A 22119-nucleotide genomic window follows, 5' to 3' on the forward strand; every position below is an offset into this window, starting at 1 on the left:
GAGCGCGAGCGCGGTGCTTCATGCGACGAGCGCGCGGCCTGTCATCGCACAGGCCGCGCGCTCGCCTTCTGCGGACTCGGGCGGAATCGGGCGGCGCTGCCGGATTCCGCGGTCAGTGCCGCTCAATCGGCGCGCAGCACGATCGTCGCCAGCGGCGGCAAGGTCAGTGAAGCCGAATGCGGCCAGCCGTGGCTCGAGATCGCCTCGGTGTGAATCACGCCGCCGTTGCCCATGTTCGAGCCGCCGTACACGCCCGCATCCGTGTTCAACACTTCCGACCAGCGTCCTTCGCGCGGCAGGCCGATGCGATAGCCGACGCGCGGCACCGGCGTCATGTTGCAGGCCACGACGAGCTCGCGGCCCGCGCCGTCGGTGCGTCGATACGCGAACACGCTGTTGGCGCTGTCGTCGCCGATCAGCCACCCAAAGCCGCCTGGCTCGCTGTCGAGCAGATGCAGCGCCGGCTCGTCGTGATACAGGCGATTCAGGTCGCGCACCAGCAACTGCACGCCGTGATGATGCGCGTCGTCGAGCAGATGCCAGTGCGGCGACGCGTCGTGATTGAACTCGGCGATCTGACCGAATTCGCCGCCCATGAACAGCAGCTTCTTGCCCGGATGCGTCCACATGAAGCCGAAATACGCGCGCAGATTGGCGAACTTCTGCCATGTATCGCCTGGCATCTTGCCGAGCAGCGAGCCTTTGCCGTGCACTACTTCGTCGTGAGAAAGCGGCAGCACGAAGCGCTCCGAATACGCGTACACCATGCCGAACGTCATGTTGTGGTGATGGTATTGGCGATACACCGGATCTTCGTGCATGTAGTGCAGCGTGTCGTGCATCCAGCCCATGTTCCACTTGAAATGGAAGCCGAGGCCGCCGTCTTCGACGCGCGCCGTCACGCCCGGCCATGCCGTCGATTCCTCGGCGATGGTGATCGCGCCAGGCACGCCCGGCACATAACCGACTTCATGATTCAAACGCTTGAGGAACGCGATCGACTCGAGATTCTCGCGTCCGCCATAGATGTTCGGCACCCACTCGCCGGCGGCGCGCGAGTAATCGCGGTACAGCATCGACGCGACCGCATCCACGCGCAGGCCGTCGACGTGATAGCGCTTCAGCCACGCGAGACCGGAGGCGACGAGGAACGCGCTCACCTCGTTGCGGCCGAGGTTGTAGATCATCGTGTTCCAGTCCTGGTGGTAGCCTTCGCGCGGATCGGCATGCTCGTAAAGCGGCGTGCCGTCGAACTCGATCAGACCGTGCGCGTCGTTTGGAAAGTGCGCGGGCACCCAGTCGAGAATCACGCCGAGCCCGGCTTCGTGTGCCTTGTTGACGAACGCGGCGAACTGCTCCGGCTTGCCGAAGCGCGCGGACGGCGCGAACTGCCCGAGCGGCTGGTAGCCCCACGATCCGCCGAACGGATGCTCCGCGACCGGCAGAAATTCGACGTGCGTGAAGCCCATCGTCTTCACATACGGAATCAGGCGCTCGGCGAGCTCTTCCCAATTGAGACCGCGCTGACCTTCTTCGGCGACGCGCAGCCACGACTCCGCATGCACCTCGTAGATCGAGATCGGCGAACGCGGCGTCTGCTTCGCGCCGCGCGACTGAATCCACTCGTGATCCGTCCACGGAAACTGCTCGATCTCGTCGACATGCGCGACCACCGACGCCGTGCCCGGCGGCTTCTCGCTTTGCATCGCGCAAGGGTCGGCCTTCAACGGCAGCGGATGACCATCGCGCGAGAGCAACTCGTATTTGTAGCGCGTGCCCGGCCCGACGCGCGGCACGAACAGTTCCCACACGCCCGCCTGATGACGCAGACGCATCGGATGACGACGGCCGTCCCACGCATTGAAGTCGCCGACCACGGAGACGCGCCGCGCATTCGGCGCCCACACGGCGAAGCGCACGCCGGGCACGCCGTCGATTTCCATCGGACGCGAGCCGAGGCATTCGAGCACCGCATACGGATCGCCGCCCGCGAGACGGCCGAGCGGTTCATCGCCGAGAACTGGGCCGTACGAGTAGGTATCCTCGATTTCCTGCACGACGCCATGCCAGTCGATGCGCAAGCGATACGGCGCCGCCGAACTCACGCGGCCCGCGAATAAGCCCGGACGCAACTGCTGAAGCTCGCCGAGCAGCGCGCCGTCGGCGCGCGAAATCACGCTGACGTGCGAGGCATTCGGCAACAGCGCGCGCACCACGGGACCGCCGTCGGTGTGATGCGGCCCGAGCTGCGAGAAAGGATCGGGATGGCGCGCCTCGACGAGCGCGTCGATGTCGAGCGGCTGGAGGCCTGCGGCCGGATCGTGTTCACTCATGATCGCCCTCGGCCGGATGAGGCGGTGTGGCGGCGTCTGGCGCCTGGGTTGAGGAATCGTGCGGCGCGCCGGTGTCGCCGAGCAGCCGGCTCGCGAGCGCCGCAAGGCCTCGCACCGGCAAGCTGAGCCACGTCGGACGGTTGGCCGCTTCGTAGCGGATTTCATACGCGGCCTTCTCGATCAGGAACAGATCGAGGAGCGCCTGCTCCGCCTCGGGCGCGACGAGCGGCGTCGGCGCTTCGGCGGTGGCCGCGCGGTATTCCTTCAGGAAGACGTTGGTGGCTTCCGCGCGGAAACGGTCGAACAGCGCGCGCTTGCGGTCCGCGGTCTGTTGCGGCGCGGCTTCCGTCGTGGACTGCGCCGCGGCGCTCGCATACGACAGCGAACGCATCAGGCCGGCCACATCGCGCAGCGGGCTCGACTTCTGCCGACGCTCTTCGAGCGAACGCGCGGGCTCGCCTTCGAAGTCGATCAGATACGCGTCGCCCTGCGCGACCAGCACCTGGCCCAGATGGAAGTCGCCGTGAATGCGAATGCGCAGCGCCTGCGTGTCCGGCGCGATGAGCTTGTCGACAGCTTCGGCGAGCGCCGCGCGCCGGTCGATCAGACTTTGCGCGAGCGCCTTCGTGTCCGCATCGAGCAACTGGTCGATGCGCGGCGCGAGGAGATCGAGCGCGCTCGCGAGCATCGACTGCGTGCCGTCGACCCACGCCTTCACCTGCTCGGCGCTCGTCGGTTCGGGGGCGAACGCCGGGTCGTCGGTTGGCGAAGCGAGCGCGACGTGCAACTCGCCAAGCCGTCTGCCGATGATGCCGGCCAACGCCGCGTAGCCTTCGAGCAGAATCGCCTCGTTGCCGCGATCGGGCGCAGACGACGCTTCCGTATCGATCGTGATCGCGAGTTCGTCGACGGAGCGGCGCAGATAATCGAGCGACCAGTTCCACGCATCGCCCTGGTTGTCGACGAAGCCTTGCACGATCGCGAGCGTATGCGGCACGCCTTCGGGGTCGACGCGCACCACTTCGCCGAAGAGCGGCGCCGTGTTCGCGTAGCCGAGCTGCGTCAGATAGCGGCTGATCTCCGCTTCCGGATGAATGCCGCTCACGAGACGCCGCACGAGCTTGAGCACCGCGGCGTCGGCAATGATCAGCGAGCTGTTGCTTTGCTCCGCCGCGAGCCAGCGGATTTCGGGGCGTTCGCCGAGATTGTCGAGTTCCGCGAAACGGTCGGTTGGAATGAACCTGATCTCGCTCTTTTGCACGGTCGGCACGACCGCGCGTTCGCGCAATTTGCGCAGCACGCCGTGCGCGAAAATCGGCAGCGCGAACGCGTCGGTGAGATGCCCGACGTTGCGGCCGCGCCGCACGCGCGCCAATGCAAGCTGCAGAAAGAGCGGTGTCGTCGTCTCGCCGCCCCACGTGATCGCGATCGGCACCACGTAGCGTTCCGTGTGCTTGCCGACGTCCGCTTCGATTTCGGTGAACGCGAAGCCGCCGTTCGGGATCGTGGTCAACGCGGCGAGCCGCACCGCATGCATCTTCTGATCCTTCGATGCAAACCAGCGGCGCCGGCTCAACCACGAAGGCAGCACTTCCGATTCGAGCAGCCGCACGTTTTCAGGCGTCGGGCCGGCCTGGCCTTCGCGGATCACGATGGTCACGAATTCCGGCAATGGCTCGGGATGCGCCTGCGCCCACGTCGGACGCTGACCGCCTTCACACAGCAGGAACCACAGGAAGCCATACGGCGGGAAGGTCAGCAGATAAGTCAATTGACCGATCGCGGGGAACACGGAATCGGCGGTCATTTCAATCGGCACCGCGCCGTTGAATTCCGACAGATCGAGTTCCACCGCTTGCGGCGCACGCGACAAATTCGCGACGCAAAGAATCGGCGGCTCGCCGGGCAATTCGCGCAGATACGCGAGAATCTTGCGGTTCTCCGGCTTCAGGAAACGGATCGTGCCGCGCCCGAACGTCTGTTTCGCGCGACGCGTGGCGAGCATGCGCCGCGTCCAGTTGAGCAGCGAATGCGGATCGCGGCTTTGCGCTTCGACGTTCACCGCGTCAAAGCCGTAGAGCGAGCCCATCACCGGCGGCAGCACGAGTTGCTCGGGATCGGCGCGCGAGAAACCGCCGTTGCGATCCGACGACCATTGCATCGGCGTGCGCACGCCGTCGCGATCGCCGAGGTGAATGTTGTCGCCCATGCCGAGCTCGTCGCCGTAATAGATCACGGGCGTGCCGGGCATCGACAGCAGCAGCGAATTGATCAGCTCGATGCGGCGGCGGTCGCGCTCCATCAGCGGCGCGAGACGGCGGCGAATGCCGAGATTCAGGCGCGCGCGGCGATCGCTTGCGTAGGTGTTCCACAAGTAGTCGCGCTCGGAATCCGTGACCATTTCGAGCGTGAGTTCGTCGTGATTGCGCAGGAAGATCGCCCATTGATTCGACGGCGCGAGGTCCGGCGTTTGCCGCATGATGTCGGTGATCGGGAAGCGGTCCTCGCTCGCAATCGACATGTAGATGCGCGGCATCAGCGGGAAGTGGAAGGCCATGTGGCATTCGTCTTCGTCGCCGAAATATTCCTTCACGTCTTCCGGCCACTGGTTGGCTTCGGCAAGCAGCATGCGGTTCGGATACTCGGCGTCGATGGTCGCGCGAATCTTCTTCAGCACTTCGTGCGTTTCGGGCAGGTTCTCGTTGTTCGTGCCTTCGCGTTCGACGAGATACGGCACCGCGTCCAGACGCAGCCCGTCGATGCCCATATCGAGCCAGAAGCGCATGATCTGCAACACCTCGCGCAGCACCGCGGGATTGTCGAAGTTCAGATCGGGCTGATGCGAGTAAAAGCGATGCCAGTAGTACGCGCCCGCGACCGGATCGTGTGTCCAGTTCGAAGGCTCGGAGTCGATAAAGATAATGCGCGTTTCCTGATACTTCTGATCGGTATCGGACCACACATAGAAGTTGCGATGATTCGAGCCTGGCTTCGCGCGGCGCGCGCGCTGAAACCACGGGTGCTGGTCCGACGTGTGGTTAATTACCAGTTCGGTAATCACGCGGATGCCGCGCGCGTGCGCTTCCTGAATGAAGCGCTTGACGTCGGAGAGCTGGCCGTAGTCCGGATGCACGTTGCGGTAATCGGCGATGTCGTAGCCGTCGTCGCGGCGCGGCGACGGATAGAACGGCAGCAGCCAGATCGCGTTCACACCGAGTTCGGCGATGTAGTCGAGCTTCGCGATCAGGCCGGGAAAGTCGCCGACGCCGTCGTTATTCGCATCGAAGAACGACTTGATGTGCACCTGATAAATGATCGCGTCCTTGTACCAGAGCGGATCGTCGCTGAGCGCTGCCGGCTTGCCGCGGCGACGCGTGCGCGCGTTGGTTGCGCTGGCGGTCGCCGTGCTCGCATGGGCTTGCGACGCGGCCTGAGAGGGATCGTCACGCTTCATATCGCACCTTCCGTCGGGGTAGGGTTGCCGGCGTCTGCGTGAAAGGCGCCAGGCGGGGCACTGCTCGAATCGCTGTCGGCTTCATCGGGACGTTCGGCGGGCAGGCCGCCGAGCGGCGCGATGCGCCAGATCGAAAAAGGCTGACCCGTGCCGAGCCGCACATGCTGCCAGCGGCCATGCCATTCGAAACGGGCACCCGTCATCTGGTCGGTCACTTCAAGCGGGCCGTGGTCATGCAGATTCCATTTCTGGAAGGTGTCCCACGACAGCTCGATGTCCGCGCCCTGTTCGTTGAACGGATCGAGATTGATCGCGACCAGGATCACGTTATCGCGCGCTTCGGTCGCCTTTTCGAAGAACAGAATGTTGTCGTTGTGCGCGGGCAGGAACGTGAGACCGAGATGCGTTTGCAGCGCGGGATTGGCGCGGCGAATGCGGTTCAGTGTAGTGATCTCGGCCATGATGTTGCCGGGCCGGTTCCAGTCCCACGCGCGCAACTGGTACTTCTCGGAGTCGAGGTATTCCTCGCTGTTCGGCAACGCCGCGGCCTCGCATAGTTCGAAGCCGCTATACACGCCCCACAATCCGGCGAGTGTCGACGCGAGCGCCGCGCGAATCAGAAAGCCGGTGCGTCCCTGCGATTGCAGATGACGCGGGTTGATGTCCGGCGTATTCACAAAGAAGTTCGGCCGATAGAAATCGCGCGCGCCGGTTTGCGTGAGCTCCGTCAGATACTCGATGAAATCTCGCTTCGACTCGCGCCACGTGAAGTACGTGTACGACTGCGAGAAGCCGATCTTGCCGAGCCGGTTCATCATGCGCGGCCGCGTGAATGCCTCGGCGAGGAAGATCGTGTCGGGATAGCGCGAACGCACGTCGTTGATCATCCACTCCCAGAACGGCAACGGCTTCGTGTGCGGATTGTCCACGCGGAAAATATGCACGCCCGCTTCGATCCAGAACAGGATCACGTCGCGCAATGCGAGCCACAAGTCGGGCTTAGCGTCGTGTGCATAGAAGTCGGGATTGACGATGTCCTGATACTTCTTCGGCGGATTTTCCGCGTAACGCAGCGTGCCGTCGGGACGCCACGCGAACCATGTCGGATGCTCCTTCAGCCACGGATGATCCGGCGAGCACTGAATCGCGAAATCCAGCGCGATTTCGAGTCCGTGCGCGTGCGCGGCCGCGAGCATCGCCTTGAAGTCGTCGAGCGTGCCGAGCTGCGGATGCACGGCGGTATGGCCGCCTTCCGCGGCGCCGATTGCATACGGACTGCCCACGTCGCCCGGCTGCGCGTTCAGCGTGTTGTTGCGGCCCTTGCGATTGGTCACGCCGATTGGATGAATCGGCGGAAAGTACAAAACGTCAAAGCCCATGTCGCGAATGCGCGGCAGCTTCTTGGTGACATCGGAGAAGGTGCCGTGGCGCGCTTCGTCGTCGCTCATCGAACGAGGGAAGATCTCGTACCAGCTTGCAAAGCGCGCGGCCGTGCGTTCGGCGTCGATCTTGTAAGTCACCGGATCGCGGCTCAGGAACGGGCGATGCCGCGCGGCGGTCATCGCCTTCGCGGTGGCCGGATCGAGCAGCAGCCTGAGCTTCGTCTCGTCGTCGGCCTTCGTGAAGTCCTTGACGATGTGTTCCAGCGGTTGCCTGTCCGCGCCTTCGGCCGTTTCCACTTCGGCGAGCACGAGCGCGAACAGATGCGCGGCTTCGTCGAGTTCGGTTTCGACCGTTTGCCCCGCCTTCAATTTCTTCTCGACATGTTCGACGAGCGAAGCGAAGTCGTCGCGCCACGCAATCACCGTGAATTCATGACGGCCCATGCGTTCGAGTGGAATGCGCGCCTTCCAGATGTCGAGGCCCGCGGGTTGCGCGGGAGTCATCAGCACTTCGTGCCATGTGTTTTCGTCGGCGGCGCGCCACAGCACGGCGGCGGCGATCTTGTCGTGGCCTTCGGCGAAAATCGCGGCGCTGATTTCGGCCCGCTCGCCGACGCTGCGCTTCGCGGGAAAGCGGCCGTTGTCGACGGAAGGCATCACGCTTTCGATCGCCACGCGCGGCGCGTTGAGTGCTTCGAGCACGGTCTTGCGGCCGCTGCGCTTGCTGTTCGCCTTGTCGATGGGCGGCGCGAGACAGATCGGTTTTTCCGTCACGGCCTGAAAGAGCCGCACGGCGCCGGGCGCGAGCGTGAACGGCGTCAATGTCGTGGGCGACGCGTGGCCCGGCGCATCGAGCGGAATGAAGCGCGTGAAATTGCCGGGTACGCCCGCGAGAAAGCGCGCCGGGTCGACACGAACCGGCGCACCGAGTTCGGGATTGATCGCGATCAGGACCGCTTCCCCGGCATCGCGCACGTCGGGCCGATCCGCGCGCAGCAGCACGGCGGCGGGCGCGCCCGGTCCGCTCAACGGACGCAACTCGCCGTTCGCGTGCAGCGCGCCGGCCGTGCGTGCGAGTTCGTTCGCGCGCGAGATCTGTTGCGAGAGGTCGAATCGTTTGGATTGGCAAGCGAGCGCGAACTGCGACGCGTCGCCGCGCGTTTGCGACATCGGTTCGCTTACGCCGTATTCGAAGCCCATCGGCATCATCCAGCCAGCGCCGATTGACGCGGACGTGAAGAGCGCGCGCCGATAAGCCCGCTCGACGATGCCCGAATCGTGCGGATCGCTCAGTTCGGCGGCGAGCCGCGTACCGTAAGGCGCTTCCGGAAAAGCAATGGGTCCGCCGATGCGCGCGAGCGCCGCGTACTCGTCGGCCATCCAGCTTTCGCGATAGTCCCACCAGCGCAGCGACGAGAACACGCTGTCGAAGCCGGCGCCTTCGAGCGCCGGAAGATCGCTGCGCGCGAGGCCGGGCGTCGCGGCGAGAAAGCGCACGTCGGGATGCGCGGCGCGCACCGCATCGCGCAACTGCCGCCACACGTCGGCGGGCACGCGATGCGGCGAGTCGAAGCGAAAGCCGCCGATACCCGCATCGGCGAGCGCGAGCAACTGCTGCGTCCACCATGAGACGAGCGCGGCGCGCGTGCCGGCATCGCTGAAGTTGGCGTACGCGACGTTGTCCTCGCGATGCACGTGGCGCGGATCGAGGCGCGCCTCTTCGGTCTCGAGTGGATGGAACCAGTCGTGATGCTCGGCGTAAAGCGCGCCGTCGGCGGCCACGCGGTCGATCACGAGATCCACCAGCAATGTCAGGCCATGCTGGTGCGCGGCGTCCGCGAGCGTGCGGATAGCGTCCGTGGCGGACTGCCCGGCTTCGAACACCGGATGCAGGCGCGCATGATTGCCGACCACCTGGCCATGACTCGCCCGGCCCGGCTCGAACAGACTGCCGATCAGCGCATGATCGAAGCCGAGCGCGGCCGCGTGGGCGAACTGCGCCGGCCACGCGTCAAGCGGCCCAACAAGAAGTGAATGAAAAAAATAGATCCGCGGCGCGTACCCTTTTGGAGGTTCCATCGGTCGTTTCCAGATTTGTCCTGCTGCGGTGTGGATGCAGTTGGCATGCGATCACAGCGCTCATTGGGCTTCCAGAGCCGGCGGCCGCGCGATTCGTGAACTGTCGGCGCGTACTTGGTCAATGTAGTGCAAAGATCGTCACGCCGCTGGCCAGTTACGGGTGCCTCGCCGCCAGGCGTCGCGACGCGAGCCGGCCAGAACGTCTGCGGAAGTCAGCAAGGCCTGTGCCAGTGAACTCGGCCGGCGCGCGATGAAGGGGTGCGGGTGCCCTTATGGGGAGGCTTGCTCCGGGGCTTGCGGCCCGACGCTGCCGCAGAGGGCGGGCGCGTGTAAAAGGCGCTGCAATCGTCCGCGTTTTACACGCGACTCGCCTTGCGCGCGATTTAGCGGAGCGGGAAAGGAGAGGTCGCCGGGCGGCGATGCGCGCGCCCAGCGGAGCAGGTCACGAGCCGAGCAAGCCCGCTGCGATGTTTACGCACAAGCCGAGCACGGCAACGTTGAAATAGAACGACAGGATGGATTGCGCGAGCGCCGCGCGGCGAATGGTGCGCGAGCGCAGCACCACGTCCGACGTCTGCGAAGCGACCGCGATCGTGAACGAGAAGTACAGGAAGTCCCAATAGTCGGGCGTGAGCGAGCGGTCGGGAAACTGCAGCGGCGTTTCGGGCACGTCGGTGTCGTAATAGAGCCGCGCATAGTGCAGCGTGAAGATGGTGGGAATCATGAACCACGCGCCGATCATCGTGAGTCCGGTCAGCGTGTAGTGCCATACCGTCGACGCGCCCGCCGTGCCTTTCGCCGACGCAAGCTCGAGCACGATCGCGGCAATGCTGGCGACGGTGGCGGCGCAGATCACGAACAGCACGACGCCTGCGTTCTCATCGTCGCGGCGCGCGGAATCGCGCACGTTGCCTTCGTCGGCGCGGACCATGTGCGCCCAGATCAGCACGAGGTAACTCCACACGGTCGTGTCCCAGCCGACGAGTACGCGCGCCATCGGGCGTATGTGCGCGGGGATCAGCACGGCAGCCGCGACGCCGAACGCGAGGGCGATCAGCATGCGTGGGCGGTTGCGAAGCGTTTGCGGATAATATTTTGTGAACATGGAATGGCGAGCGAGGCGCTGAAGTGGCGCTGAAGTGGCGCGGAGTCTGTTGATGCGCCCGTAGTGTTCCGTAACGGCCTTGCGGGCCGCTTTCAATCGAAAGCGCATTGCAGGCCGAGCCTACGCGTGGCGCTTCTCGCAACTTTAGCCGCGCATGGGCGTCGAATCTGCGTTTATCGGCCAATGAGCACAGCCAGTTGGCAGTTTGCGAAGCCAGCAAGGACGCGCCCTCAAGTCAGCGATTTTCCGGAAAAATCTGCCCGGAATCTGTCGTTTTCGCGTGATTTTGTGTCAACTTTGCGCTTTCGATTGCCGCGCTACGAGAGGCAGCGCGCATACGCGTCGGACATTGCGCATTATCATGGGCTTATGGCTTCCGTACTCGACATCTCTGTTCAGCACCACCCGGCCAACCGGAGCGGCCGCGACTTCGTCGTCGGCGACTTGCACGGTTGTGTCGATGCATTGCGCTATCTGCTGCGCCTGGTTTCGTTCGACCCGGCGTGCGACCGGCTGTTTTCAGTCGGCGATCTCGTGGATCGCGGCGAGCATTCGGAGCAGGCGCTCGCGCTGCTCGACAAGCCGTGGTTCTTCGCCGTGCTCGGCAATCACGAAGACGCGCTGTGCGCCGTCGCCGATGGCCGCTTGCGGCGTCAGTGGTGGTACGGCATAGGCGGCGCGTGGGCCGCCAACCTGCCCGACGAAAGTTTGCGCCGCTATGCGGAGCGGCTGCGCACACTGCCGCTCGCGCGCGTGGTGGGCAGCGGGCCGGAGCGCTTCAATGTTCTGCACGCCGAATTTTTCGGCACCGACGCCGAACTCGACGCCGGCAATTTCTCCTCCGACACGCGCCAGCAAATGCTGTGGGGACGCGAACTCGCGATGGGCAACGGCGATCCGCAACGGCAACGCGGTTTGTCGCTCACTTACTGCGGCCATACGCCGATGCGCGACATCAAGCAGATCGGCTCGCAGGTGTTCGTCGATACGGGCGCGTTCGGGCCTGGCGGCAGGCTGACTTTGGTCGAGCCGAGGGCGCTGCGGCGCTGGTCCATTTCCGTCGAAGAAGCGCGCGCGGAAGGCGCGGCGGCGTTGGCGCTGCCCTGATCGCGCGTTGCTCGACGCGTGTCAGCCGACCTGGCTGAGTTCGAACACCATATCCACGCTGCTGCCGTTCCAGTTGTATTCCAGGTACGCCGCGTGATGGCAATCGCGCAGCAGCGTCGTTCTGAACGCGGCGAGGCATTCGCCTTCGGGGTCGCGCACCGACGGATACGCGATGCCCGGCGCTCCCGCTTCGCGCACCGCACGTCCGAGCGACTGGCCGGCGAGATAGTCGTCCGGCGACAGCACCGCGAGGTCCAGCTTCGGGTCGCCGCGCAGATCGACCACTTCGCCTTGCGCCGCCACGGTATAGAGACGCATCTGCTGACGCATGGGCGGCTCGGCGGTGGCTTCCAGGAATTTTCCCGTGTGATAACGCGTTTCGGCAATGGCGGTCGCGCGCGAGCGGGCGCAATAGAACACGCCGTACGTGCCGTCGGAAAAACGGCTGCCGAGCGGATTGAGATGCGTGAGCGCGGCCATGATCGGTCCATAACCCGGCCCGAAGCGGCGTTCTTCGCGCGGCACGAGATCGAGTTCGCCGATTTCGGTGCGCAGGCGGTCGTTGGTCATGGCTTCGAGCGCGTAGAGCGCGTCGAAATCTTCCGCCGATGCAACCCGGTCGAACAGATTGACGGCCGGAAAGCGTGTGGGAATCACGCGATACGCGGGCGACCAATCCAGTGGCGCGCTGCGCCAGCGGTCCTGCCAATGCGGTTCTGTCACGCCCAGCCGCCTCGCATTGCGTCGAGATACTGGCGCACGGCGACGAGGTCGCTAATGTTGCCGGCCAGCATGCGATCCAGCGCGCGGCGGCCGCCGAACGGCGGCGCGCTGTTGGGACGCTTGACCCAGTTGTCCGCGGCGCTGGGTTGCGGCAAGAGAATTTGCAGCGCCTTGTAGATGCCTAGCAGCAGCGACAGACGTTCCAGCGTGTCGCGGCCTAGCCGCGCCGTTTCCGGCGCCTGCTTCCATTTGAAGAAAGTCGAGCGGCCTGGCGAGCCGAGCAGCACGATCTGCTCGTCCGCGCTCAGATCCCAGTCTCGTGCGATGTTGAAGAACGCGCGCAATCCCGCTGCGGACATTTCTGCAAACGAGGGTTCCGAAAGCGGCCGACGAATCGGCGCTTCAGCTTGGGCGGCGCGGGCGGCATGTGCCATGAGCGGGTAAGTCCTTATATGTACTTATTTCCTATGCTAGTCCATTTCGGGATTTTTGCAAGGGAATATAATCCCGGCTCGTCGCAAAGGAAAGAATTCAGGAGTTCAGGAGATGAGATTTCGTGCAGTAGCAACGGCGGTTGCGGTGTGGTGCGCGTCCGGCGCGGCAATGGCGAGCGGTTATAGCGAAGTGTGGAATCCGCCTGAGGCCGCGGCGCACGGGAAGCATGGGGCGGCGAAGGGGCGGGCGAAGAGTGCTGCGAAGCATGTGGCGTCTGCGGGGGCCGCTAAGTCGAAGACGGGCGTAAAGCATGTGGCAAGCGCGGCTGCTAATAAAGCTTCCGGCCTCGCGAGCGGCAGGGCAAAGCCGAAGAGCGCGGGCGTCGCGGATGCCGTCAAACGCCCGGCGCAAGTCGTTCAGACGAAGTCCGATCACGCGAAGGCCATTCACGCGAAGGCCATTCACGCAAACATCGCGCAAGGTCAGAGCGCGCATGGCGGTGTAGTGAAGGTTGCCGGCACAGCGAAAGGCGCGGCTGCCCGCCCGGCGCCAGCGGACCACAAGACGCCGGCGCTCGCCGCTAACACTTCCGCGGATCAGCTAGACGCAGTCGCCAATCCTGCGACAGCCCGCAGCGGCTCCCTTCCGCCGATCTTGCACTGAACGCCCGAGCCGGCGCGCGCTCAACCGCCCGCCAGCCCGCTCGTCACCAGCCGCAGCGTTTCCCTCAAACGCGCATCCTTCACGCGCGAGTGCAGCGTCACGCGCGATTCCGGCAACGACGGCAAGCCGAGCCGCGTACCGACATCGACTAAACCGCGCGGCGCAACTCTTCTCGCCAGCGGCGACACCGCGAGCCCGGCTGCAACGGCCGCGCCGACAGCCGCGACGCCACCGCCGACAAACACCTCCTGCCATGCCACCGACGCCTCCGTCAGCGTCCGCAGCGCCACGTCGCGCACATTGCACGGCGCGCTCAACAGCGCCAGCGGCAACGGCTCGCCGACGCGCGGCAGCCACGCCGGCGTCGCGAGCCAGCAGACTGGTTCGCTGAACAGCACCTGTGCGTCGTCGCGCGGCGGCTCGTCAGCGCCATAACGGACGATGACCGCGTCCAGCCGGCGCTCGTCGAACTGGGCCAGCAGCGCGGCGGACGTGCCGAGGTGCAGTTCGACCACCAGCGCCGGATCGTGCGCATTCAGCCGCGCGAGCAGTTGCGGCAGATCGCGCCCCGCGACGTGTTCGCTCAACCCGAGCGCCAGCCGCCGGCGCTCCACCGACAGCGACCCCAGCGCCCGCTCATGCGCGCCCAGCAGTTCGCGCGCGGCGCCGAGAAACGCCTTGCCGTCGACGGAAAGCCGTACGACGCGCGGCGTGCGCTCCAGCAACTGCTTGCCCAGATGCGCTTCCAGCCGCTTCAGCTTGAGGCTGACGGCGGATTGCGTGGTGCCGAGCGCGTCGGCGGCGCGCGTGAAACTGCACAGGTCGGCGACGAGCACGAACGCGCGAACGGCGTCCAGATCGAGGACTTTCATTTCAATCCAACATAGATGAAATAGCTAAAGATGTCTGTTTATTATGGCTGAGCGCGCCTACGCTGTGTGCATGTATTCACCACCTCGAAGGAGAACGTCATGCCTTTCACCCGCATCGCTTTGCGCGCCGGCAAGCCCGTCGAATACCGGAAGGCGCTCACGGACAGCATCCAGCGCGCGCTCGTCGCCACCTTCAACGTACCGAAAGACGACATCTTCATGCTGATTAGCGAGCACGACGCCGCGAACTTTGTCTATGACAATCAGTATCTGAACGTCCAGCGAACGGACGATCTCGTGATGATTCAGCTCACCGTGAGCAACACGCGCACGCTCGAGCAGAAGAAGGCGCTCTATCAACGCCTGGTCGACGAACTGCACGAGTCGCCGGGACTGCGGCGCGAAGACGTGCTGATCAGTCTCGTGGAAGTGGTCAAGGAGAACTGGTCGTTCGGCAACGGGATTGCGCACTACGCGCTGTGAGCGGTGGCCGGAAGGCCGGTCGCTATAATGATCCGCTGCCTTTCCTCAATTCCGACCCGCTCATTCCCGACCGCCCGCGCCATGGCATCCGACCGCAACGATTCGTCCCACGAGCCGCTGGAACTCGGCGGCTCCGTCTGGTTCCAGGCGGGCGCGAACACGCTCGGCGGCGCGTCGCGAATCGCGCTGCTCGCGGCGATCGGCGAAACGGGCTCCATCACCAGCGCCGCGAAAGCCGTTGGCATGAGCTACAAGGGCGCGTGGGATGCCGTCGACGCCATGAACAATCTCGCCGGTGAGCCGCTCGTCATGCGGCTCACCGGTGGCAAGGGCGGCGGCGGCACGACGCTGACGCCGCGCGCGGTCAAGCTCATAGAGACGTTTCGCGCCGTCGAGCGCGAGCATCGGCGCTTTCTCGAGCGCGCGGGCGCGGCCATCGAAGGCTTTGCGACGGACTGGGATCTGATCGGCCGCATCGGCGTCAAGACGAGCGCGCGCAATCAGCTCTATGGCACGGTGTCGCAGATCACGCGCGGCTCCATCAACGACGAAATCTCGCTGACGCTGCCCGGCGGCCACACGATCGTCGCCGTTCTCACGCACGAAAGCACCGAGGCGCTCGGCCTCACGGTCGGCGCGGCGGCGTTCGCGCTGATCAAGGCGTCGTGGGTCGTGCTGCTCGTCGAAGATGAAAGCGGCGCGCCGCTGAAACTGTCGGCGCGCAATCAGTTGCGTGGCAGTGTGCAAAGCGTGAAGCGCGGCGCGGTCAATGCGGAAGTGTCGCTCGTGCTCGAAGGCGGCGCGGTCATTACCGCCGTCGTCACGAACCAGAGTGCCGAGGCGCTCAGTCTCGTGGAAGGCGCGAGCGCGGTCGCGGCCTTCAAGGCATCGAGCGTGATTCTTGGCGTGAAGGACTGAAGCGGACTGAGCGGACTGAAGCGGTGAAACGCGCGACGAAACTGCGCGCTCAGATCACGTTCACGTCTCGCTGCGCACGTAGCCGCTGAATGCCTGGTGTTCGCGGACGCGTCCGTCGCCGATCTGCACGACCTGATCGCCGAAGGCGGCGACGTCGTCGGGATCGTGCGTGATCAACACCATCGGAATGTCGAGGCGCGTTTGCAGCTCCGATAATTCCTGGCGCATGCGCTGGCGCAAATGGCTGTCCAGCGCGGAAAACGGCTCGTCCAGCAACAGCAGTTGCGGGTTGGCCACCAGCGCCCGCGCCAGTGCGACACGCTGCTTTTGTCCGCCGGAAAGCTGCGCCGGATAGTGGCCGCCGACGCTGCGCAACTCCAATGCATCGAGCCAGTAATCGACTTGCGCGGAACTCTTGCGCGCGCGCGGATTGAACCAGCCGCGCTGCAAGCCGAAGCCGATGTTCTGGCGCACGTTCAGATGCGGAAACAGCGCGTAGTCCTGGAAGAGATACGCGACCTGACGCGCCTGCGGCTTCAGATCGATTTCGCGCGCGCTGTCGAACAGCGCTTTGCCGTGCAGCGTGATCGTGCCTTCGTCGGGACGCAGCAGACCGGCGATCGCCTGCAGCGTCAGGCTCTTGCCCGCGCCCGAAGGGCCGAACAGCACCACCCGCTGCGTGGTCGCGGTAAAGGCGACGTCGAGCGTGAAGCGGCGCTCGGCGCTCTCGAAAGTCTTGCGGATGTCGACGCTTAGCGGCATATCAGCGGGAAACCAGAAGCGTGCGTTGCGGCACGAGGCGGCCGGCGAGCAGCAGGATGACGACGCACGTCACCGAAGTCACGACCACGAGGAAATTCGCGGTGCTGTCGTCGCCGGCTTGCACGGCCGAATAGACCGCTACCGAGAGCGTCTGCGTGCGGCCCGGCAAATTGCCCGCAATCATCAACGTGGCGCCGAATTCGCCGAGCGCCCGCGCGAACGCCAGCAAGCCGCCCGCGAGAATGCCGCGCGCGGCAAGCGGCAGGCTCACGCGAAAGAACACCGCCGTTTCGCTGACGCCGAGCGTGCGCGCGGCGCGCTCGAGTTGCGGATCGACGGCTTCGAATGCGGCGCGCGCGGACTTCAGCACGAGCGGGAAGGCGACCACCGTCGACGCGATCACCGCGCCTTGCCAGGTGAAGACCAGTTGAATGTCGAAGCGGTCGAGCCACGCGCCGATCACGCCGCGTCGCCCGAGCAGAACCAGCAGGTAGTAGCCGAGCACGGTCGGCGGCATCACGAGCGGCAGTGTCAGCAACGAATCCACGATGTCGCGCGCGCCCGAGCGCCAGCGCGACAAGCCGAAACCCGCCGCGACGCCGAACACGAGATTCAGCGCGGTCGCCCAGCCCGCCACTTTGAGTGACAGCATCAGCGGAATCCAGGCTTGTTGCATGACTTGCGGTTCCTGTGGGCGTAAGTGGATGGCCGATCAGTGAGCGGGCTTGAAGCCGTACTTCGCCAGCACCGCCTGGCCCGCCGGCGACAACACGAAGTCGACGAAAGCCTGCGCATCCGCCGCGTGCCGGCTGCCTTCCACTTGCGCGATCGGATAGGTAATCGGCGTTTGCGTCGGCACGCTCAGCGCGACTTTTACCTTGCCCGGCACGATCGCGGCGTCGGTGCCGAACACGAAACCGGCGTCCACTTCGCCGCGCGACACGTAGTCGAGACTTTGACGCACGTTCGCCGCCAGCACGGCTTTGGCGCTGACCGCGTCCCACACGCCCGCGGCTTGCAGCGCGCCTTGCGTGTAGCGGCCCACCGGCACGGACGCCGGATCGCCATACGCTATCCGTTTCACGTTCGACGATGCCAGTTCGTTCAGGCTCGACGGCGCAAAACGGCTGTCCGCCGGCACGATCAGCACCAGCGAGTTGGCCGCGAAATCCTTGCGCGTGGCCGGCACGATGACTTTTTCGGCGGCGGCCTTGTCCATCGCCTTCTGATCGGCCGAGGCGAACACGTCGGCGGGCGCGCCTTTGGCGATTTGCTGCATCAACACGTCGGACGCGCCGAAGTTGAGCAGCACTTTGGTGCCGGCGTGTTGCTTTTCGAAGGCGTCGCTGACGGCCTTGAATGCGTTGGTCAGACTCGCGGCGGCCGAGACGACCAGCTCATCGGCGCGTGCGTTGGCGCTCAAGGCAACGGAAAACGCGCTGGCGACAAACAGCGCTTGTTTCAGCAGGCGGCGGGAAGGCGTCATGAACGTATCAGACTCTGGCGTGTGCCGGAGCGGTGGTTAAAACGCATATCGTAATATAGACGAGGTTATAGCGCTGGCATGACGGACATTCGGCCGGTCAAATAGAGCAGCGAGCCAGAGCGAAAACGCGTTTAAACGTGGGAAGAACTGATGAGCGCGAGCGTGTCGCGCGTCTGCGAGACCGGCGCGGCGCCCGGCTGGACATCGCGCACGGCCTTCCATTTTGCGCGGATGAAAGGCCGGTCATGCCCCGACACTTTCAGCGCGATGTGAGTCACCCAGCGCTGCGTCGGCACGTGCACGCCGTGCATCAGCACCGCCAGCACCATCAGGCTCACCGCGACCGGAACCGCCGAAAGGCGCTCGGGCTGGGCCTTCCATGCCATCCGCACGAAAAGCAGCGCGGCAACGGCGCCGACGAGACAGCCGGTAATCGCTTCCGAAGGCGAGTGCGCGCTCAGGACGACGCGCGACACGCCCACGGCCATGCCTGCGGCGAGTCCGAGCAGAACGCCGAGCACGCGAGCCGGCGGACGCGTTCGCAGCAGCATCAGGAAAAGCGCGACGGGATAGACCGCCGTGGACAGCATCGCGTGGCCGCTGACGCCCGTGAAATCCAGCTCGCGCACGCCGACGCCCCAACCGAGGAACGCCAGCTTCGTGACGGTCACGACGCCGATCGCCGCGCCGAGCAGCACCAGCCAGCCCGCCGCCATGCGCCACGTATAGCCGACCGCGAGCCACAGCGCGATGGCGAACGCGAGCGGCAGCGTCATGCCGGCGCCGCCCAGGCTGGTGATGGAGTACCACAGATAGTCAGGCAATTCAGGCATCGGAAAAGGCGCTCAGGGCCGCATAGAATCGTTCATATCAGACTGCAACGCGCGAACCGGGCAAACCGACGACGCGCGCGACAACCGCCAGTATAGACGGCGGCCATCGACGGCTCGCGCCGTACGAAAAGCCTTTTTGTTTCGGGACGTTAGGTGGCCAACAGGGGCCGGCAGCGCTGCGCGCGCGTCGTCACCGCACGGGTTCATCGCAAAAAAACGGGGCGGCGAATTCGCGTGACGCGTTCTGCATCGCTGCTCGATTGATGTTATTGTGCATTGCACAAGAAGCCGGTTTCGCCCGGCAGTCCTGCCCCTTTTTGCGAGGTTTTTGCGCCGATGGCAAAAAGTCTATCGAAGATCTGGCTCGGCGGTCTTAAGCGCCTGCTGGCGATTCAGAGCGAGCACGCCCACAAGACCACCAAGCGCACCACGACGCGCCCGGCCCGGCCGGCGTCCAGCAAGCCGTCGACGAAAGTTCGTCCGCTCAAGTCCGCCGCGCTCCGTACTCCCGCCAAACGCGAGACGCCGCACGCTGCCGCGCGCGAATCGCGGGTGCGTCCGCGCGCGGCCGCGTGGGCGAGCGGTGCGTGGACGCGTTCGTTTCATTCGGCGCCCGCGGCGCCGGGACGGCTCGTCAATCATCTCCAATATGGGCTGTATGTGCCGTCGGGCCACGCACTCGAGAGCATGCCGCTCGTCGTGATGCTGCACGGCTGCACCCAGTCCATCGACGAATTCGCGCAAGGCACACGGATGAACGTGCTGGCGGATCGCTACGGCTTTGCCGTCGTTTATCCCGAGCAATCGAAGCACGCGCACTCGCACCGTTGCTGGCACTGGTACGACGCGGGCGAGAACGCGGGCGGCGCGGAGGCGCGCGCGGTGGCGTCGCTCGTCGATTCGTTGATCGTGCAGCACGGTTTTGACAGCGAGCGGGTGTATGTCGCCGGTATTTCCGCCGGCGCCGGGCTGACGGCGTTGCTCGCGCTGCGTTATCCCGAGCGCTTCGCCGCGGTCGCGCTGCATTCGGGCCCCGCTTTCGGCGAAGCCCGCTCGGGCATCACGGCGATGGACGTGATGCGGCGCGGCGCACGGCGCGATCCCGTCGAACTCGCCGACGAAGTGGCCGACGTCACCAATTATCCGGGCATGCCGGCGATCATCCTTCACGGCGACGCCGACCATGTCGTTGCGGCGGTCAATGCCGACCAGCTCGCGACGCAGTTTCTGCGGCTGAACCGGATGGTCGATCCGAAGGGCGCGCGCAAAGCCGGCGAATTGCGCGAAGAGCGCAAAGGCGGCGTGACGATTCGCGACTATTTCCGCAGCGGCCGGCGCGTGGTGCGCATGTGCCGCGTGCAGGGACTCGCGCACGCGTGGGCCGGCGGCGACGACGCCGTGCCGTTCCATTCGTCCAAGGGGCCGGACGCGAGCGCAATGGTGTGGGAGTTCTTCAAGCATCAACGGCGAGTGGGCGCGGGCGTTGTTGAAAGCACCGCCGACGAGGCGTCCGCTCAGGCCCGGTGACATCCGAGCAACACTTCGAAAATGGATGCTGGCGCGCGCCTAGGGTTTTCCCTATAATACGGGTTATCCCCTAGGCGTTAACACCAAGCGAACGCCAACACTCATTGCCGAGGTTCACCATGTACCTGCTTAGCCGCCTGTTCCTGTTTCTGACGAAGTCGCCCGAACAACTCGCCAAAGAACGCGCTGACGCGTTCCTCGCCGAAGCCACTGACCTGTACGACCTGGAATTCCGCATGCGCAAGCTGGATCGCGAAGCGAACTTCCGTCAGCCGTCGTGGATGAGCCAGCACTAAGCTGCGCGTCAGTTGAAGCATCGGCGGTAGTGAAGGACGCCGGTGCGGGGCTTGAGCGACTTTGCTTTTTGCCCCCGAGCTCTCAAGCTTTTGAGGCTTCGAACTCAATTAAGCCGAAGCGAGCCATCCTCCGGCTGCCGGGCTGCATCGTTAGTTTAATGTGAGCGTGTGCTCACTTGCCGAATCGGGCCAACGTCCGCGCCCTTGCTTGCGCGTGATCCACGATCGGCTGCGGGTAGTCTTCGCCCAGCACCACGCCGAACGCCGCCAGTTTTTGCGCGCCAGCCAACCACGGCGCATGAACCCATTTGGCCGGCAACTTCGCGAGTTGCGGCAAATAGCGCTTGATGAACCGCCCGTCGGCATCGAATTTCTCCGACTGCGTAATCGGATTGAAGATGCGGAAATAGGGCTGAGCATCGCATCCCGTCGACGCCGCCCACTGCCAGCCGCCGTTATTCGCTGCCAAATCGTAGTCGTTCAATTGGTCGGCGAAATAGCGTTCGCCGCGCCGCCAGTCGATACCCAGATCCTTGACCAGAAAACTCGCCGTCACCATGCGCAGGCGATTGTGCATGTAGCCGGTGCGGTTCAGTTGCAGCATCGCCGCGTCGATCAGCGGGTAGCCCGTGCGGCCTTCGCACCATGCGGCGAACGCGGCATCCGCTGCCGGGCCTTGCTCCCAGCGCAGCGCGTCATATTCCTGCTTGAACGATGCGCCGCCCGCGAGCCTCGGGTGATGCGACAGGATCATGAAGTAAAAATCCCGCCAGATGAGTTCCGACAACCACGTCGCCGCTCCCAGGCCATCCGGCTGCAGCGATATCTCGTGAGCGAGTCGCGCGAGCGTGCGGATCGACACCGTGCCGAAGCGCAGATGCACCGACAAGTAGCTCGGCCCCCTGGCCGCCGGAAAATCGCGCCGCTCGGCGTAGCTGGCGATTCGCGTCACGAAGTCGTCAAGCAGACGCTGTGCGCCGCTCATGCCCGTAGGCAAGTCCAGTTCCGCGAGGTTGCCCGGCGCGAAGCCGAGTTGTTCGAGCGTCGGTAACTGTCGGTTCAGCCCCGGCGGCAGCGCGGCGAGACGATTCGCGTAAGTTTCGACCGGGTAGGGCTTCAGATAGAAGCTCGTCAACTGCTTGAGCCACGCATTTTTGTACGGCGTGAACACGGTGAATGGCTTGTTCTGGCGGGTCAGCAATTCCGCGCGCTCGAAGATCACCTGGTCCTTGAACGTCAGGCACGCGCGGCCCGCTTCGGCGAGCCGCTCGCGCACGGTCTCGTCTCGCTCGATCGCGGCGGGTTCGTAATCGTGGTTCGCAAACACCGCGTCGACGCGAAGCTCGTCGGCCAGTTTCGGCACGAGATCCGCCGGATCGCCGTATAACACGATGAGACCGCCGCCTTGCGCGCGCAGCGCGTCGTCCAGTTCGCGCAGCGACGCAAGAATGAACTCGACGCGCCGGTCTTGCGCCGGCGCACCCGGATGGCGGGCCTGCCATGTATCGATGAGCGGTTGCAGGATCGTGGTGTCGAACACGAACACACACCAGACGCGCTCGCAGTGTTTGAGCGCGTGGTACAGCGCGGCGTGGTCGGTGGTGCGCAGGTCGCGGCGGAACCAGACCAGCGCGGTGTCGAAAGTGTCGTTCACGACGGAC

At 65.0% G+C, this 22119-nt stretch carries 18 protein-coding genes; 6 read left to right on the forward strand and 12 right to left on the reverse strand.

Annotation, left to right across the window (positions count from 1 at the left end):
- Window positions 1-122: 122 nt before the first annotated feature.
- The 4 genes from glgB to CUJ91_RS30925 all read right to left on the reverse strand — a co-directional run bounded on the left by glgB (window position 123) and on the right by CUJ91_RS30925 (window position 10353).
- Window positions 123-2333 (reverse strand): 1,4-alpha-glucan branching protein GlgB, encoded by a 2211-nt coding sequence (gene glgB, locus CUJ91_RS30910; RefSeq protein ID WP_029971429.1) that lies wholly within the window; start codon window positions 2331-2333, stop codon window positions 123-125.
- Complete coding sequence (treS, locus tag CUJ91_RS30915; RefSeq protein ID WP_114157928.1) at window positions 2326-5787, reverse strand: maltose alpha-D-glucosyltransferase; 3462 nt, start codon at window positions 5785-5787, stop codon at window positions 2326-2328. The genes glgB and treS overlap by 8 nt, the downstream gene beginning before the upstream one ends.
- A complete protein-coding gene (locus CUJ91_RS30920) occupies window positions 5784-9248 on the reverse strand; it encodes a maltotransferase domain-containing protein (RefSeq protein WP_114157929.1) in 3465 nt (1154 codons plus the stop codon). Before CUJ91_RS30920 ends, treS begins: the two co-directional genes overlap by 4 nt.
- 442 nt (window positions 9249-9690) lie before the next feature.
- Window positions 9691-10353: a DUF1345 domain-containing protein gene (locus tag CUJ91_RS30925; RefSeq protein ID WP_107710463.1), complete on the reverse strand. Its 663-nt coding sequence runs from the start codon at window positions 10351-10353 to the stop codon at window positions 9691-9693.
- Window positions 10354-10722: 369 nt separating this feature from the next.
- Between CUJ91_RS30925 and CUJ91_RS30930 the strand changes: the two genes are divergently transcribed.
- Window positions 10723-11460 carry a metallophosphoesterase gene (locus CUJ91_RS30930; RefSeq protein ID WP_006047624.1) on the forward strand — a complete coding sequence of 246 codons (738 nt, stop codon included), beginning with the start codon at window positions 10723-10725 and terminating at the stop codon, window positions 11458-11460.
- A gap of 21 nt (window positions 11461-11481) precedes the next feature.
- On the opposite strand, the gene CUJ91_RS30935 is transcribed toward CUJ91_RS30930, so the two are convergent.
- Both CUJ91_RS30935 and CUJ91_RS30940 read right to left on the reverse strand, forming a co-directional pair.
- The gene (locus tag CUJ91_RS30935; RefSeq protein WP_006047625.1) at window positions 11482-12183 is read right to left on the reverse strand and encodes an RES family NAD+ phosphorylase; all 702 of its coding nucleotides are present in this window, start codon (window positions 12181-12183) and stop codon (window positions 11482-11484) included.
- Entirely contained in the window at window positions 12180-12617 is a 438-nt protein-coding gene (locus tag CUJ91_RS30940; protein WP_053859681.1) for an MbcA/ParS/Xre antitoxin family protein, read from the reverse strand. Before CUJ91_RS30940 ends, CUJ91_RS30935 begins: the two co-directional genes overlap by 4 nt.
- 112 nt (window positions 12618-12729) lie before the next feature.
- Between CUJ91_RS30940 and CUJ91_RS30945 the strand changes: the two genes are divergently transcribed.
- A complete protein-coding gene (locus CUJ91_RS30945; RefSeq protein ID WP_114157930.1) occupies window positions 12730-13281 on the forward strand; it encodes a hypothetical protein in 552 nt (183 codons plus the stop codon).
- Window positions 13282-13301: 20 nt separating this feature from the next.
- Here the strand turns inward: CUJ91_RS30945 and CUJ91_RS30950 are convergent, their stop codons facing one another.
- Window positions 13302-14153 (reverse strand): LysR family transcriptional regulator, encoded by an 852-nt coding sequence (locus tag CUJ91_RS30950; protein ID WP_107710465.1) that lies wholly within the window; start codon window positions 14151-14153, stop codon window positions 13302-13304.
- Window positions 14154-14252: 99 nt separating this feature from the next.
- Between CUJ91_RS30950 and CUJ91_RS30955 the strand changes: the two genes are divergently transcribed.
- The gene (locus CUJ91_RS30955) at window positions 14253-14636 is read left to right on the forward strand and encodes a tautomerase family protein (RefSeq protein WP_107710466.1); all 384 of its coding nucleotides are present in this window, start codon (window positions 14253-14255) and stop codon (window positions 14634-14636) included.
- Between the two features lie 81 nt (window positions 14637-14717).
- On the forward strand, window positions 14718-15554 hold the full coding sequence (locus CUJ91_RS30960) for a TOBE domain-containing protein (protein ID WP_107710467.1): 837 nt from the start codon (window positions 14718-14720) through the stop codon (window positions 15552-15554).
- A gap of 60 nt (window positions 15555-15614) precedes the next feature.
- Here CUJ91_RS30960 and CUJ91_RS30965 read toward each other — a convergent pair whose 3' ends face one another.
- The 4 genes from CUJ91_RS30965 to CUJ91_RS30980 all read right to left on the reverse strand — a co-directional run bounded on the left by CUJ91_RS30965 (window position 15615) and on the right by CUJ91_RS30980 (window position 18635).
- Entirely contained in the window at window positions 15615-16316 is a 702-nt protein-coding gene (locus CUJ91_RS30965) for a sulfate/molybdate ABC transporter ATP-binding protein (protein ID WP_107710468.1), read from the reverse strand.
- A 1-nt stretch (window position 16317) separates the two neighbouring features.
- Window positions 16318-16992, reverse strand: coding sequence for a molybdate ABC transporter permease subunit (modB, locus tag CUJ91_RS30970; RefSeq protein WP_006047632.1), 675 nt, complete (start codon window positions 16990-16992; stop codon window positions 16318-16320).
- Window positions 16993-17028: 36 nt separating this feature from the next.
- Window positions 17029-17802 (reverse strand): molybdate ABC transporter substrate-binding protein, encoded by a 774-nt coding sequence (gene modA, locus CUJ91_RS30975; RefSeq protein ID WP_114157931.1) that lies wholly within the window; start codon window positions 17800-17802, stop codon window positions 17029-17031.
- Window positions 17803-17933: 131 nt separating this feature from the next.
- Complete coding sequence (locus tag CUJ91_RS30980) at window positions 17934-18635, reverse strand: phosphatase PAP2 family protein (protein ID WP_107710470.1); 702 nt, start codon at window positions 18633-18635, stop codon at window positions 17934-17936.
- A 336-nt stretch (window positions 18636-18971) separates the two neighbouring features.
- Here CUJ91_RS30980 and CUJ91_RS30985 point away from each other — a divergent pair, with 336 nt between their 5' ends.
- Both CUJ91_RS30985 and CUJ91_RS30990 read left to right on the forward strand, forming a co-directional pair.
- A complete protein-coding gene (locus tag CUJ91_RS30985; protein WP_029971438.1) occupies window positions 18972-20162 on the forward strand; it encodes an extracellular catalytic domain type 1 short-chain-length polyhydroxyalkanoate depolymerase in 1191 nt (396 codons plus the stop codon).
- Between the two features lie 119 nt (window positions 20163-20281).
- Window positions 20282-20458, forward strand: a complete 177-nt coding sequence (locus CUJ91_RS30990; RefSeq protein ID WP_006047636.1) for a DUF3563 family protein — start codon at window positions 20282-20284, stop codon at window positions 20456-20458.
- 172 nt (window positions 20459-20630) lie between these two features.
- On the opposite strand, the gene CUJ91_RS30995 is transcribed toward CUJ91_RS30990, so the two are convergent.
- Window positions 20631-22112, reverse strand: coding sequence for a cryptochrome/photolyase family protein (locus CUJ91_RS30995; RefSeq protein ID WP_114157932.1), 1482 nt, complete (start codon window positions 22110-22112; stop codon window positions 20631-20633).
- Window positions 22113-22119 lie beyond the last annotated feature (7 nt).

The sequence above is a fragment of the Paraburkholderia graminis genome, from assembly GCF_003330785.1.
Classification (GTDB): Bacteria; Pseudomonadota; Gammaproteobacteria; order Burkholderiales; family Burkholderiaceae; genus Paraburkholderia; species Paraburkholderia graminis.

Bases quoted from the DNA above. Each gene is read 5' to 3' on its own strand.
- glgB (WP_029971429.1), bottom strand. From the start codon at position 2,333: ATGAGTGAACACGATCCGGCCGCAGGCCTCCAGCCGCTCGACATCGAC.
- treS (WP_114157928.1), bottom strand. From the start codon at position 5,787: ATGAAGCGTGACGATCCCTCTCAGGCCGCGTCGCAAGCCCATGCGAGC.
- CUJ91_RS30920 (WP_114157929.1), bottom strand. From the start codon at position 9,248: ATGGAACCTCCAAAAGGGTACGCGCCGCGGATCTATTTTTTTCATTCA.
- CUJ91_RS30925 (WP_107710463.1), bottom strand. From the start codon at position 10,353: ATGTTCACAAAATATTATCCGCAAACGCTTCGCAACCGCCCACGCATG.
- CUJ91_RS30930 (WP_006047624.1), top strand. From the start codon at position 10,723: ATGGCTTCCGTACTCGACATCTCTGTTCAGCACCACCCGGCCAACCGG.
- CUJ91_RS30940 (WP_053859681.1), bottom strand. From the start codon at position 12,617: ATGGCACATGCCGCCCGCGCCGCCCAAGCTGAAGCGCCGATTCGTCGG.
- CUJ91_RS30945 (WP_114157930.1), top strand. From the start codon at position 12,730: ATGAGATTTCGTGCAGTAGCAACGGCGGTTGCGGTGTGGTGCGCGTCC.
- CUJ91_RS30950 (WP_107710465.1), bottom strand. From the start codon at position 14,153: ATGAAAGTCCTCGATCTGGACGCCGTTCGCGCGTTCGTGCTCGTCGCC.
- CUJ91_RS30955 (WP_107710466.1), top strand. From the start codon at position 14,253: ATGCCTTTCACCCGCATCGCTTTGCGCGCCGGCAAGCCCGTCGAATAC.
- CUJ91_RS30960 (WP_107710467.1), top strand. From the start codon at position 14,718: ATGGCATCCGACCGCAACGATTCGTCCCACGAGCCGCTGGAACTCGGC.
- CUJ91_RS30965 (WP_107710468.1), bottom strand. From the start codon at position 16,316: ATGCCGCTAAGCGTCGACATCCGCAAGACTTTCGAGAGCGCCGAGCGC.
- modB (WP_006047632.1), bottom strand. From the start codon at position 16,992: ATGCAACAAGCCTGGATTCCGCTGATGCTGTCACTCAAAGTGGCGGGC.
- modA (WP_114157931.1), bottom strand. From the start codon at position 17,802: ATGACGCCTTCCCGCCGCCTGCTGAAACAAGCGCTGTTTGTCGCCAGC.
- CUJ91_RS30980 (WP_107710470.1), bottom strand. From the start codon at position 18,635: ATGCCTGAATTGCCTGACTATCTGTGGTACTCCATCACCAGCCTGGGC.
- CUJ91_RS30985 (WP_029971438.1), top strand. From the start codon at position 18,972: ATGGCAAAAAGTCTATCGAAGATCTGGCTCGGCGGTCTTAAGCGCCTG.
- CUJ91_RS30990 (WP_006047636.1), top strand. From the start codon at position 20,282: ATGTACCTGCTTAGCCGCCTGTTCCTGTTTCTGACGAAGTCGCCCGAA.